Origin of the sequence: Novosphingobium sp. UBA1939 (assembly GCF_002336885.1) — a bacterium.
GTDB lineage: Bacteria > Pseudomonadota > Alphaproteobacteria > Sphingomonadales > Sphingomonadaceae > Novosphingobium.
The window spans coordinates 1-12,748 of the sequence record NZ_DDFB01000039.1 but is presented as its reverse complement, the minus strand read 5'-3'; the positions used below and the strand labels follow the sequence as shown (position 1 = coordinate 12,748).

Annotated in this window: 11 protein-coding genes; 8 read left to right on the top strand and 3 right to left on the bottom strand. The window is 67.8% G+C overall.

Annotation, left to right across the window (positions count from 1 at the left end; genetic code table 11):
* Window positions 1-454 (bottom strand): amidohydrolase family protein (locus B3547_RS06465; protein WP_292961344.1); only part of this gene is annotated, 454 nt, incomplete at its 3' end.
* Window positions 455-497: 43 nt separating this feature from the next.
* Window positions 498-683 (bottom strand): DUF1427 family protein, encoded by a 186-nt coding sequence (locus B3547_RS06460; protein WP_292961342.1) that lies wholly within the window; start codon window positions 681-683, stop codon window positions 498-500.
* 203 nt (window positions 684-886) lie between these two features.
* Between B3547_RS06460 and B3547_RS06455 the strand changes: the two genes are divergently transcribed.
* Genes B3547_RS06455 through B3547_RS06445 form a run of 3 tightly spaced genes read left to right on the top strand, consistent with a single transcriptional unit; the run spans window position 887 to window position 5,111 of the window.
* Complete coding sequence (locus tag B3547_RS06455; protein ID WP_292961340.1) at window positions 887-2,587, top strand: MFS transporter; 1,701 nt, start codon at window positions 887-889, stop codon at window positions 2,585-2,587.
* Window positions 2,584-3,705: an HlyD family secretion protein gene (locus tag B3547_RS06450; RefSeq protein WP_292961338.1), complete on the top strand. Its 1,122-nt coding sequence runs from the start codon at window positions 2,584-2,586 to the stop codon at window positions 3,703-3,705. Before B3547_RS06455 ends, B3547_RS06450 begins: the two co-directional genes overlap by 4 nt.
* Window positions 3,705-5,111: an efflux transporter outer membrane subunit gene (locus B3547_RS06445; protein ID WP_292961336.1), complete on the top strand. Its 1,407-nt coding sequence runs from the start codon at window positions 3,705-3,707 to the stop codon at window positions 5,109-5,111. Before B3547_RS06450 ends, B3547_RS06445 begins: the two co-directional genes overlap by 1 nt.
* Here B3547_RS06445 and B3547_RS06440 read toward each other — a convergent pair.
* Window positions 5,086-6,693, bottom strand: a complete 1,608-nt coding sequence (locus tag B3547_RS06440) for a hypothetical protein (RefSeq protein WP_292961334.1) — start codon at window positions 6,691-6,693, stop codon at window positions 5,086-5,088. The two genes, B3547_RS06445 and B3547_RS06440, sit on opposite strands and share 26 nt — an antisense overlap.
* 46 nt (window positions 6,694-6,739) lie before the next feature.
* Between B3547_RS06440 and B3547_RS06435 the strand changes: the two genes are divergently transcribed.
* The 5 genes from B3547_RS06435 to B3547_RS06415 form a co-directional block, all read left to right on the top strand.
* A complete protein-coding gene (locus B3547_RS06435) occupies window positions 6,740-7,441 on the top strand; it encodes a pentapeptide repeat-containing protein (RefSeq protein WP_292961332.1) in 702 nt (233 codons plus the stop codon).
* 5 nt (window positions 7,442-7,446) lie between these two features.
* Window positions 7,447-7,947 (top strand): DUF159 family protein, encoded by a 501-nt coding sequence (locus tag B3547_RS06430; RefSeq protein WP_292961330.1) that lies wholly within the window; start codon window positions 7,447-7,449, stop codon window positions 7,945-7,947.
* 53 nt (window positions 7,948-8,000) lie between these two features.
* Window positions 8,001-8,609 (top strand): TetR/AcrR family transcriptional regulator, encoded by a 609-nt coding sequence (locus B3547_RS06425; RefSeq protein ID WP_292961328.1) that lies wholly within the window; start codon window positions 8,001-8,003, stop codon window positions 8,607-8,609.
* A 479-nt stretch (window positions 8,610-9,088) separates the two neighbouring features.
* On the top strand, window positions 9,089-10,372 hold the full coding sequence (locus B3547_RS06420; RefSeq protein ID WP_292961326.1) for an efflux RND transporter periplasmic adaptor subunit: 1,284 nt from the start codon (window positions 9,089-9,091) through the stop codon (window positions 10,370-10,372).
* 40 nt (window positions 10,373-10,412) lie between these two features.
* Window positions 10,413-12,748: efflux RND transporter permease subunit (locus tag B3547_RS06415; protein ID WP_292961324.1), on the top strand; the 2,336-nt coding region annotated here is incomplete at its 3' end.

The following is a 12,748-nucleotide window of genomic DNA, read 5'->3' as shown; positions in this document are numbered from 1 at the left end:
CGTTGAGCAGGGCGCGGTCGTAGAGATGCAGGATGAACACCGGCGTATCGGGCGCGACGGCGTTGAGCTCGGCGATCGTCGGCAGGCGCTTCTCGGCGAACTGGTGCTCGGTGAACCCGCCCACCACGCGCACCCATTGCGGCGCGGGGGTGCGGTCGACCTGCTGCTTCAGCATGGCCATCGCCTCGGCCAGCGAGGGCACGCCGTCCCAGCGCAGTTCCATGTTGAAGTTCAGGCCACCGCGGATGATGTGCATGTGGCTGTCGATCAGGCCGGGAATGACGCGGCGGCCCCCCACGTCGATCACCCGCGCATCGGGCCGGGCCGCGGCGCGGACTTCCGCTTCGCTCCCCACCACCAGAAACCGGCCATCCCGGATCGCGATGGCCTCCGCCACCGGATTGGCACGATCAAGCGTCGACACCTTGGCGTTGACGAGAAAAAGGTCGGTCATGGGCTTTCCTTGGGCTGGGCCGATGCGACGGCCGGGATGCGGTTCAGTCGGCCGGACGGGCGCGGCGCAGAGCGATTCGCCGGATCGGGGCGGCCACGCGTTCCCCGGCCAGCATCCCCAGCAGCCCGGTCAGGGCGATGACCGGAGGCGCTGGCGAGTGCACCCCCAGCGCGGCGTAGAGGAGGCCGATCAGGATGCCGGCGCCCAGCGAGAGCAGGTGGTTCTTCATGGCCGCTTTCCCTCTGATCCGGAAGGTTTCCGTGATTGCGAGTGGCAGGATACGCGGCGTGGATTTTCCGGAAATCCAGATAAATTGGTTCAGACTTTTCCGGAAAATAGAAAAGTCTGAAAAAGCAGCGCCTCGCGTTGCCTGCGCTCGCGGCGGGCCTTATAGTGTTGCCGTCGTTGCCATTCTGGCGGCCCGGGGGCGGTGTGGACGGACAGGGCGTCTATCAGTTCAAACCGCACGAACGGCCCACCCTGCCAGGGTCGCCCGCCAATCCCGATCATCCCGCACGGCGGCGTCTGGGCTATTTCGCGGTCGGCGTGCTGGTTGGCGTGACCGCGGGCCTGGGCAATGCGCTGGTGGCGGTCAATCTCAACTTCGCGCAGGGCACGCTGGGCCTCTATTCCAACGAGGCGGCCTGGCTGACGGCGGCCTATCTCATGACCAACACCACGGCGAATCTGCTGCTGGTGAAGTTCCGGCAACAGTTTGGCCTGCAGAGTTTTGTCCGGTACATGCTGGGCGCCTACGCGCTGGCGACGCTGCTGCACCTGTTCGTCCACGGCTTCTGGTCGTCGGTGCTGGTGCGGGCGGCCAGCGGCATGGCGTCGGCCGCGCTGACGACGCTGACCATCCTCTATCTGATGCAGGCCATGCCCGCGCCCAAGCGGCTTGCCGGGGTGATGCTGGGCATTTCCATTCCGCAACTGGCGACGCCGCTGGCGCGGGTGCTGTCGCCGGGCCTGCTGGAATGGGGCGACTGGCACATGCTGTACTGGTTCGAGCTGGGGCTGGCGCTGGCCATGCTGGCGGCGATCATGGTGCTGCCCCTTCCGCCCAGCGAGCGGTTCAAGGTGTTCGAACGCGCCGATTTCCTCACTTTCGGGCTGCTCGGGCCGGGCCTGTGGCTGCTGATCGCCGCGCTGACGCAGGGCCGCATCGAATGGTGGACCGACCGCGCCTGGATCGGCTGGGCGCTGGCGGGCAGCATGGTGATGATTGCGGGGGCGCTGCTGATCGAGCATTTCCGCGCGAACCCGCTGATCAACACGCGCTGGCTGGGCACGCGCGAGATGCTGCGGCTGATGGCCGTGGCGGCCTCCGTGCGCATCCTGCTTTCGGAACAGGCGTTCGGGTCGGTGGGCCTGCTCAACGTGGTGGGCATGATCAACGACCAGATGGTCACGCTGAACCTGGTGATCGTGCTGGCCTCGATCGCAGGCATGACCGTGGCGGTGCTGACCTTCAATCCCGAAAATCTTACGCGCCCGATCATCGTGTCTGCCGTGCTGATTGCGATCGGCGCGTTCATCGACGCGGGATCGACCAACCTCAGCCGGCCGGAGATGTTCTATTTCAGCCAGGCGCTGATCGGGTTCGCCTCGCTGCTGTTCATGGCGCAGGCGATGGTCATCGGCATGGCCCGGACGCTGCTGGCCGGGCCGCGCAATTTCATCAGCTTCGTGGTTCTGTTCAGCCTGAGCCAGAGCATCGGCGGCCTTGTCGGCACCGCCGCCCTCGGCACGTTCGAGACGGTGCGGGAGAAGTACCATTCGCACGAACTGGTGCAGGACGTGGTCATGACGGACCCGCAGGTGGCCTTGCGCGTGCGGGCAGGTTCGGGCGCGGTCGCGCCGGTGATCGGCGATCCGGCGCTGCGGAGCGCGGAAGGCGTTGTCCTGCTTTCGCAGCAGACCACGCGCGAGGCGCATATTCTTGCCTTCAACGATCTCTTTCTGGTGGTCTGCGTGCTGGCCGTGGCGGCGGCGCTGTGGGGGGTGGCGATCCGCCGCGCGATCCTGCGACGGCACGAGATTTCGCCGGTGATTCTCCTTCAACAGAAAATGGCCGAGCAGGCGGCCGCGATGTCGGGTCCCGCCACGGGGCGAAACGGGGAAAGCGCATGACGGATCAGGGGCCAAGCGAAACGACGAGGGCGGAACCGGCCCCGGCCGATCCACAGGTCAACCCCGTGCCCAACGGCTGGAGGCCGCCCGCCAAGAGCCGCCTGACCGTGATCGTCATCGCCGCGATCGCCGTGGCGGCGGCGCTGGCGATCCTTTACGCTTGGCAATTGCCCCCGTTCGCGGGCTGGAGCGAGGGCACGGACAACGCCTATGTACGGGGCAGGGTCACCGTAATCAGCCCGCAGGTGAGCGGCTATGTGACGTCCGTGCCGGTTCGCGACTTCGCGCAGGTGAAGGCCGGGCAGGTGTTGGCCACGATCGATGACCGCATCTATGCCGCGCGGGTCGAACAGGCCAAGGCGAACCTGGCCGCGCAACTGGCCGCGCTTGCCAATTCGCAGCAGAGCCAGCGCGCGCGCGAAGCGGCGCTGACCGGGCAGGAAGCCGGGATCGCCAATGCGCAAGCGCAGCTCGTGCGGGCCGAGGCGGACATGAAGCGCGCGAACGCGCTGGTGGCCGACGGATCGATTTCCGAACGCGAGCGCGACCAGACGCGCGCCGCGTTGCTGGCGGCGCAGGCGGGCGTCCGGCAGGCATCGGCAACGCAGCAGGTCGGCCAGCAGGACGTGCGTTCGGTGCTGGTCGGTCGGGGCGGGCTGGAAGCGGCGGTGGAAGGGGCGAGGGCGCAGCTCCGGCTGGCGCAGGTCGATCTCGACAACACCGTGATCCGCGCGCCGTCGGACGGCCAGCTGTCCGAGATCGGGGTGCGCAACGGGGCCTTCGTCACGGCGGGCACGCAGCTCATGTTCCTGGTGCCCAACGACTTCTGGATCATCGCCAACTTCAAGGAGGCGCAAACCAGCGGGATGCGGATCGGGCAGCCGGTGACGTTCCGCGTCGACGCGCTGAACGGAACGAAGCTGACGGGCAAGGTGGAGAACCTGTCGCCAGCGGCAGGGTCCGAATTCGCGGTGCTCAAGCCCGACAACGCCACCGGCAACTTCGTGAAGATTCCCCAGCGGATCGCGGTGCGCATCCGCATCGATCCGGGGCAGGCGCAGGCGGCGCGCCTGCGGCCGGGCATGTCGGTCGAGGTCCGCGTGGCGACGAGGCATTGATGCGCCGGGCCACGATCCATCCGCTGCCCTTCGCGCTCTGTGCCGTGCTGGCCGCGTGCGCTGGCCCGCGCGTCGAAACGGCGCAGGTTCCGCCGGTGGTGCCGCCGACGGCATGGCGCATCGATACCACGCCGTCCGGCGCGGTCGAACCGGCGTGGTGGCAGGCGTTCGGGGACCCCGTGATGACCGGGCTGGTCGAACGGGCGCTGGCCGGCAATCCCGATATCGCCATCGCCGCCGCGCGCGTGCGCGACGCGCGGGCGCAGGAGATGGCGGCGCACGCCGCCTTGCTGCCCACGCTGGATGCCACCGGCGCGTCCGCCCAATCGCGCAGCGTCAATGCCTTCGGCAAACCGGCCGAGCAGACCGCCGCGCAACCGCAGCTGCAGGTGGCATGGGAAGTTGATCTGTTCGGCCGCCTGTCCGATCAGGCATCGGCCGCCCGGTCGGCGTGGTTTGCCAGCGAGGCGGCGCGCGATGCCGTGCATCTGTCGATCGCGTCAGCGGTGGCCAGCGGGTACATCACGCTGCGCGCGCTGGATGCCCGGCTCGAGGTTGCGCGGGCGACGCTCACCGCGCGCGAACAGGCGCTGAACCTGATCCGGCGCCGTACCGACGCCGGCTATGCCTCGCGGCTGGAACTGGCGCAGGCCGAAGCCGAATATCAGTCCGCCGCGCAGATCATCCCCGCGATCGAACAGGGCATTGCCCGGCAGGAGAACGGGCTGCGCGTGTTGGTGGGCGATCTTCCCGGCGAAGTCGGGCGCGGCGTTCGGCTGACCGCCCTGCGCGAACCGGCGATACCGGAGGCGCTGCCGTCCGAACTGCTGCGCCGCCGTCCCGATGTCGCGCAGGCCGAGTGGCAACTGGCCGGGGCCGATCATGCGCTGGCGGCGGCGCGCAAGCGCTTTCTGCCGCAAGTGCGGCTTTCCGCTTCGGCGGGGGCGGCCCTGTCGACGCTGCTGGCCGATCCGATCACGATCTGGTCGGCGGGGGGCAGCGTGCTGGCGCCGCTGTTCGAAGGCGGCCGCCTGCGCGCCGGCGCGGAAAGCGCGGCGGCGCAGCGCGATGCGGCGGCCTTCACCTATCGCAAGGCAGCGCTCAACGCCTTTCGCGAAGTCAACGACGCGTTGGTTGCGACCGTCCGAACCGACGAACAGGCCGCCATCCTGACCGCGCAGCGCGATGCGCTGGCACGGGCATACCGGCATGCCAGCGCGCGCTATGCGTCCGGCTATTCGCCTTATCTGGAGCAGCTCGATGCCCAGCGCGGATTGCTCGCGGCGGAACTGGCCTTGATCCAGTCGCAATCCGACGCGCTGACGGCGCGCGTGGCCCTGTTCCAGGCGCTGGGTGGCGGATGGCTGCCCGAAAGGGCGGCTACCGATCCCCAGAACCGGAAGTGACCGCAAGGCGGTTCGTACGCCGGCATATCCGGATGGTATCGCCTGCGCTCACGCAGTGGAATCCGCGTTGCAGCATCGCTTCGGCGGCCGCGGTGAAGCCCTGCCAGCGCCGATTGAGTCCGGCGAAATCGGCAACCGGCGTCACGAACGTGCCAGGCACCAGCGGCTGATCCTCGGGAAAGTCCACGATGAGGTAATCCGCCTTCGCGGCGCAGGCCAATATGCCATCGAGCGCCTTGGTGTCGGTGAACCGGTACTGGAAGAAGCGCGGGCAGACGAGCCGGTCCCGCCGCGTGCCCGATGCATGGTGGACATCGTTGTCGGAGCCGAGCCGGGCGTACCGGACCGGAGCAGGCCCCGCCACCTGGTGAAGCGCCACGGCTTCGGGCGGATCGGCATCGAGTTCCTCCACGCGGTCGAAGAAGTCCAGCGGGCTGTCGTCTGTCCATATCTCCGTGCCGGCAAAGGACAGCGCCCCTGCCGCCCCGAGGATCACCGGCAAGGCGATGAGCGGGCCGCAGCGCGCCAGCAGGTCTGGAACCGCCACGGCTGCCCCGATCGCCAGAAAGATGTGCAGGACGGCAAGGTGCGGCCCCCAGATGGCCGTGACGCCGATCACCGCGAGCGACAGGGGGTAGATCGCCAGGCATCCCGCCAGAAACGGCCGCAGCGCGCCGTCGGCCGGCCCGCGCAGGAACCGGACCAGCAGGAACAGGAACGTCGCGAGCGACAGCGCGAGAATGGCCTTGCCGAAGTACAGCGCGGTGAGCGCATGATTCCACAGGTTGCCAAGCAGCGTCGGCGCGAAAAAGACGTTGCTGTGCGAATAGAGCAGGTTTGCCTGCTGGGCTGCCAGATAGCCGTGCAGTTCTCCGCGCGCGGCCAGGGCTGTGAGCACGGCGGCGGAAGCGACCGCGCAGGCCGATCCGCATCGCCACAGGAACCCGGCGGCCGGTTCGCGCGGGGTAGATCGGGCAATCGCGTGAACCAGCACGAACGCCAGCGCGATCGGCGCGTAGATCAGCTTGGTGAACAGCAGGGCCGCCAGCGCCACGCCGGTGGCGATGCCGCGTCCCGCCGTGGCAAGGGCGATCGTGGCCAGAGTCAGCACGATCCCCGGGGGAATGCTGCCGCCCCGATCGTATAGCGGCCCGGTCAGCATGAAGGCCGTTGCCATGAGAACCAGCCGCTGGCCCAGCGCGGATTGGGGATGGAAGCGCCGCGCCAGGGCGGCGGCGATTAGCGCCGCCCCGCCCACGCACGCCAGCTCGAAGCCGTATTCCGCGAAGGGGCCGATCAGGCGCTGTGCCGCAATGGCGTAGTAGAACAGCGGGTCCTTGTTATCGATCACGTCGACATAGAGTCGATCGCCGGCCAGCATCCTCTCGGCAATGGACTGATAGAGCGACCGGTCCGCCACGGGTTCGGGCACGAGGCGGGTGGTAAAGAACAGCAGGAAGACCGGGACCAGCAGCCAGTCAAGCCAGGTGCCGAACCACTTGGCGGTGGAACGACCGGCGGCATGGCTGCTTCTACGTTCGGAAAATCTCCGCCAGACCTGCCATCGGTGCGTCATCGTCATGGTACTGCGACTTTACCAAGATCGGGACAAAGTCCTATCAGGAATGATGATCTCCAACACGGACCATGCGAGGACAGCCGAGGGACTAACGCTGGCGCGCGCCGATATCGTCGCACTGACGGCCGGCGATAACCCGGGCACGGCGCATCTTGTCGGCTGCGATCTGGACGGGGCGGACCTCAGCGATCTCGATCTTGCCGGCTGGCGGTTCGAACGGTGTACGTTGCGGCGGGCCGGCCTGGCCAGGGCGAGGCTGGAAGGCACGCAATGGCTCGCCTGTCGCGCCCCGTTCGCCAGCTTCCTCGGCGCCGATCTCACCGATGCCGTGATCCAGTCGTGCGACTTCAACAACGCGGACTTGAGGCAGGCCCGCCTGACCAGCGCGCGGTTGAGGGGCAGCAAGCTGACGGGCGCCGACCTCACCGATGCGCGGATCATCGACCTCCATTGCGAGGAAGTGCTGCTCGCCGGCGCCAAGCTCGCCGGGCTGAGCTTTCGCAAGCAGCGCCTGCGGCATCTCGATTTCAGCCAGGCCGATCTGCGGAAGGCCGATCTGCGCGAGGCCGTGTTCGAGGCGTGCAGCCTGCGCGATGCCACGCTGACAGGCGCCCGCTTCGAAAAGGCCGATCTGCGCGGAGCGGATCTGGGCGGATTGCGACTCACCGATGTTGCGCTGTTCCGCGGCGCGACCATATCACGCGAGCAAGCCGGACAACTGATTGCCGAACTCGGACTGAGGCTTGGCTAGCCGCCATGGCGCCGGCCTATCGTATCGATGCTTCGGCGCGACAGATCGCCGAGGGTCTGGGTGCCGATGCCGCCGGCGATGTGTGGCAGGGCGGCACGGTCGTGCCCGGCGGCTACGCGCCGGTGATCCTGACCACCCGGGAGAAAGGGCGCCACCTCGTCCCGCGCCAATGGGGTGTCCCGCCGCCTCCCCGCGGCGAACACCTGGTCCCGTTCGTGCGCAACCTGGATAGCCCGTTCTGGATCGGCACGCTGCGGCACACGCAGTTCCGTTGCCTCGTGCCCATGACGCATTATCGCCGAGGCGATAGCTGGTTCACCGATCCCGCGGCGCCGTTGCTTGCCGTGGCCGGCATATGGCGGGATTCCGAGATTCCGAGCTTTGCCATCCTGACTTCGGGCGCGTCCGGCCCGCTGCCGGTCATCCTGCGGCCCGAAACATACGACATCTGGCTGCGGGCCGATATCAAGATTGCCCGCCATCTGATCGAGGAGCCTCCGCGCTGAATCTCGGCCGGCCACTGGACGAAGGCGGGTTTCGCATCTATATACCGCTCGGTATGGAAATGGCAGTTCAATCCGGACGGGGGCGCCCCAGGGAATTCGATCCCGAAGAAGCGCTGGCCGCCGCGCTTCAGGTTTTCTGGCTGCGCGGATACGAAGGCGCGTCCATGGCCGAGCTGACCGAGGCGATGGGCATTACCAAGCCCAGCCTCTACGCCTGTTTCGGCAACAAGGAGGCGCTGTTCCGCAAGGCGCTCGATCTCTACGAGCGGGACAAGCTCTGCTACGTGAAATCCGCGCTGCAGGAACCGACCGCCAAAGCGGTGGCCGAGAAGCTGCTGCGCGGCGCGCTGGCCCTGCAGACCGGCGAACCCGATCCGCGCGCGTGCCTGGGCGTTATCAGCATGGTCGCCTGCACGACGCATGCGGACACGATCAAGGAAGAAGTGATCGCGCGCCGCGCCTCGTCGGAACAGGCCATGGTGGAACGGTTCGAGCGTGCGAAGGCCGAAGGGGACTTTCCCGAAAGCATCGATCCGGCGGCGCTGGCAGCTTATCTCAACGCCGTGATGCAGGGCATGGGCGTCCAGGCGGGCGCGGGCGCCACGCCCGAGCAACTGGCGCAACTGGTGGACATGACGCTGGCTGTGTGGCCCGGTCGATAGGTGATCAACTCGCTGGAAAAGCAAATCTTTTTGCATTTCCTCATTTAATCTACTAATCGGTACAAAATTCCGGTTGACGCTCCATCGCTCCATATTATATACCGCATGGTATGGAATAAAGCAGAGGCATCCGGGAGGGGGTTGTGTCCAACCCGATCTGTTGAGCCCGATTTTCTAGAATAGCCGCGCGCTTCGCTCCCTGGGGCGGGCGCGCTCACCAACCCCTGCGGAAGACGCCCGCCGAATCTCACCCCGGTCGGCGAGCCCTTCCGCTCCTCCCGCAGCCGGTTCCGGCGTCGCGAGCGCGTGCGCATGCCGTCCACGCGCCGGAGCCGGCTGCATCCTTTGCGTGGCGCGAGCCGCGCAGCCCCGTCCGCTTCGCCCGCGTGCGAACGGCGTTCCCATTTTCGTGTCCGTCAAGCCGGTGCAGGGCGCATCCGGCGTTGCGCGGGCGCGTCTGTCAATGACGGAGTCTTGCAATGAACATGGTCTCACGCATCCAGGCTGAAATGCCGACCATTCCCGTGGAGGCGCCCGGCAAGGAAAGCCGTCCCCGCCGCCGCTGGCGGACGGCCGCGCTGGTCGCGATCGGGCTGGCGCTGGCGGGTGGTGCCGGCTGGAAGGCGTTCGACCGGCCTCAGGCCGAGGCCGCCGTGATGCCGCAGCCCACCGTCGGCGTTGCCGCGCCGCTGGTGCGCAAGGTGGTGCTGTGGGACGATTATGTGGGCCGTTTCGCGCCGAGCCAGGCGGTGGAAGTCCGCCCGCGCGTGTCCGGGCAGATCGTCGCGCTGCATTTTCATGACGGCGACATCGTGCGCAAGGGGCAACCGCTGTTCACCATCGACCAGCGCCCCTTCCTGGCCGCGCTGGCCGAAGCCCGCGCCAATGCCGCCAGCGCGCGCAGCGCGCTGCGGCTGGCACAGGCCGATTATGGGCGCGTCAGCCGCCTGACCGGCGACGAAGCGGTTTCGGCGGCCGAAGTCGATTCCCTGCGCGCCCGGTTGCAGGCGGCGCAAGCCGCGCTTGCCGCCGCCGACGCGCGGGTGCGGCAGCTGGCGCTCAACGTGGAATTCACGGTAGTGCGCGCGCCGATCACCGGGCGCGTTTCCGACCGCCGGATTGACGTGGGCAACCTGGTTTCGGGGGCGGACGCGGCCAATGCCACGCTGCTGACCACGATCAACGCGCTCGATCCGATCTACTTCACGTTTGATGCCTCGGAAGCGCTGTTCCTCAAGACCCAGCGCGATCGCGCCGAAGGCAAGGGTGGCGGCGAGGTGGAAATCCGCCTTCAGGACGAAGGCGATTTCCGCTGGAAGGGGCGGCTCGATTTCACCGACAACGGCCTCGATCCGCGCTCCGGCACGATCCGCGGCCGCGCCGTGCTGTCCAACCCGGAACTGTTCCTGACCGCCGGGATGTTCGGCAACATGCGCCTGTCGAACGGGGGCGAAGTCGATGCCCTGCTCGTGCCCGACGAGGCGATCCAGTCCGATCAGGCGCGCAAGGTCGTGCTGGTGGCCGGGGCGGACGGCGTGGTGGCGGCCAAGCCCGTGGAACTCGGCCCCGTGGTCGATGGCCTGCGCGTGATCCGTTCCGGCCTTGCACGGTCCGACCGGGTGATCGTTTCGAACATCCAGGCCGCCGCGACCGGCGCCAAGGTCCTGACCCGCGCCGCGCCGATCCAGGCCGCGAAAACGCCCGCCGCACAGGCAGGAGGCTCGCCGCCGCCGGCCGCATCGCAGGCAACATTCGCCCGCTGATCCGCGCGCCCCGTTTCTCCTTTCGCAGGATTACCCTCTCATGCGTTTCTCGCGCTTCTTCATCGACCGGCCGATCTTCGCGGCCGTGATCGCGGTGGTGATCGCCATCATCGGCATATTCGCCTATCCGCTGCTGCCTCTGTCGCAGTATCCGGAGATCGCGCCGCCGACGATCACCATCAACGCCGCCTATCCCGGCGCCTCGGCCGAGACCCTGGCCGAGACCGTCGCCGCCCCCATCGAGCAGGAGGTGAACGGCGTCGAGAAAATGCTCTACATCACCTCCTCGTCCACCTCGGACGGGGCGGTGGCCATCACCGTGACCTTCCAGCCCGGAACGGACCTGGACGCCGCCCAGGTGCTGGTCCAGAACCGGGTCGCCCTGGCCGAGCCGCGCCTGCCCGAGGCGGTGCGTCAGACCGGCGTGGTCGTCAACAAGGCCGAGAGCGGCTTCCTGATGATCCTGGGGCTGACCTCGCCCGACGGGTCGCTGGATAACGACTATGTCGGCAACTACGCCAACTCCACGCTGCGCGACCGTCTGCTGCGCATCGAGGGCGTGGGCGCGGCCCAGGTGTTCGGCGGCGGCAACTATTCGATGCGGGTGTGGATCGACCCGGCCAAGGCGGCCGAGCGCGACCTGACCGGTCCCGACATCGTCGCCGCCCTGCGCGCCCAGAACGTCCAGGCCGCCGCCGGCTCCATCGGCCAGCCGCCGTTCCCGACCAACGCCGCCGCCTTCCAGCTGCCGGTGCAGGTCCAGGGCCGCCTGACCGATCCGGACCAGTTCTACAATGTGGTGCTGAAGACGGACGCCCAAGGCCGCGTCACCTATCTGCGCGACGTGGCGCGGATCGAACTGGGCGCCCAGGACTATGGCATTCGCGGCTTCTTCGACGGCAAGCGCGGCGTCGGCGTGGCCATCATTCAACAGCCGGGCGCCAACGCCCTGGGCACCGCCGAGCGCGTCCTGAAGGAGGTCGACGCCATCAAGGCCCAGCTGCCGCCCGGCATGGCGATCTCGGTCCCCTACAATCCGACCGAATTCGTCGCCGCGTCCGTGGAATCGGTTCAGCACACCCTGGTCGAGGCGGTCATTCTGGTCGTCATCGTCATCATGGTCTTCCTGCAGACCTGGCGCGCGGCCATCATTCCCATCGTCGCCATCCCCGTGGCTCTGGTCGGCACCTTCGCGGTGCAACTGGCCCTGGGCTATTCGATCAACTCCCTGTCGCTGTTCGCCCTGGTTCTCGCTGTCGGCATCGTGGTCGATGACGCCATTGTGGTGGTCGAGAACGTGGAGCGGGCCATCCGCGAGGGGCTGACGCCCAAGGAGGCGGCCTATCGCTCGATGCAGGAGGTCTCGGGCGCCCTGATCGCCATCGGCCTGGTGCTGATCTCGGTGTTCGTGCCGACCATGTTCGTGCCGGGCATTCCGGGCATCTTCTATCGCCAGTTCGCGGTGGTCATCGCCTCGGCCTCGGTCATCTCGCTGTTCGTGTCGCTGACGCTCTCGCCGGCCATGGCCGCCCTGCTGCTGAAGCCGCACAAGGAACACGACGAACATGCGCGCAAGCCGGGCGTCGTGGGCACGGTCGTCCACTACGGCGGCTGGGCCGGGCGGAAGTTCAACGAAGGCTTCGACTGGTTGTCGGATCGCTACGGTCGTTTGACTGCGCGGCTGGTGCGCACCGTCGGCCTGGTGTTGATCATCTACGCCGGCCTCCTGGGCCTGACCGCCTGGCGTCTGGTCGACACGCCCTCGGGCTTCATCCCCGAACAGGATCAGGGCTTCCTGATCGGCGTCATCCAGCTGCCAGCCGGCGCCTCCCTGGATCGGACGGAGGCGGTGATGACCCGCGCCCGCGAGATCATTCAGGGGACAAAGGGCGTCAACGGCACCGTGGCCTTCGCGGGCCTGGACGGCGCCAGCTTCTCGTTCGGGTCCAACGCCGCGACCATCTTCGTGCGCCTGGATCCGTTCGAGGACCGGACGCGCGAACAGGCGGCCGTCGCCCTGGCCGGGGCGATCACCCAGGCCACGGGTCAGATCGAGGACGCGCAGATTTTCGTCATCGCCCCGCCGGCGGTCCAGGGTCTGGGCAACGGCAACGGCTTCAAGATGATGATCCAGGACACCTCAGGCGCGGGCTATCGCGCGCTTGAAGGGGCGACCTTCGCCATGATGGGCGCCGCCGCCCAGCAGCCGACCGAGGTGAACCAGGTCTTCTCGACCTACAACACCGGATCGCCCCGCATCACCGCCGACGTCGACCGCGACAAGGCGCTGATGATGGGCGTCCAGCCGGCCGACGTCTTCAACACCATGGGCGTCTATCTGGGGTCGGCCTATGTCAACGACTTCAACATGCTGGG

What these genes read in the sequence shown, in the direction of transcription:
- B3547_RS06460 (WP_292961342.1), bottom strand. Translation starts at nt 683, where the DNA reads ATGAAGAACCACCTGCTCTCGCTGGGCGCCGGCATCCTGATCGGCCTC.
- B3547_RS06450 (WP_292961338.1), top strand. Translation starts at nt 2,584, where the DNA reads ATGACGGATCAGGGGCCAAGCGAAACGACGAGGGCGGAACCGGCCCCG.
- B3547_RS06445 (WP_292961336.1), top strand. Translation starts at nt 3,705, where the DNA reads ATGCGCCGGGCCACGATCCATCCGCTGCCCTTCGCGCTCTGTGCCGTG.
- B3547_RS06440 (WP_292961334.1), bottom strand. Translation starts at nt 6,693, where the DNA reads ATGACGATGACGCACCGATGGCAGGTCTGGCGGAGATTTTCCGAACGT.
- B3547_RS06435 (WP_292961332.1), top strand. Translation starts at nt 6,740, where the DNA reads ATGATCTCCAACACGGACCATGCGAGGACAGCCGAGGGACTAACGCTG.
- B3547_RS06430 (WP_292961330.1), top strand. Translation starts at nt 7,447, where the DNA reads ATGGCGCCGGCCTATCGTATCGATGCTTCGGCGCGACAGATCGCCGAG.
- B3547_RS06425 (WP_292961328.1), top strand. Translation starts at nt 8,001, where the DNA reads ATGGAAATGGCAGTTCAATCCGGACGGGGGCGCCCCAGGGAATTCGAT.
- B3547_RS06420 (WP_292961326.1), top strand. Translation starts at nt 9,089, where the DNA reads ATGAACATGGTCTCACGCATCCAGGCTGAAATGCCGACCATTCCCGTG.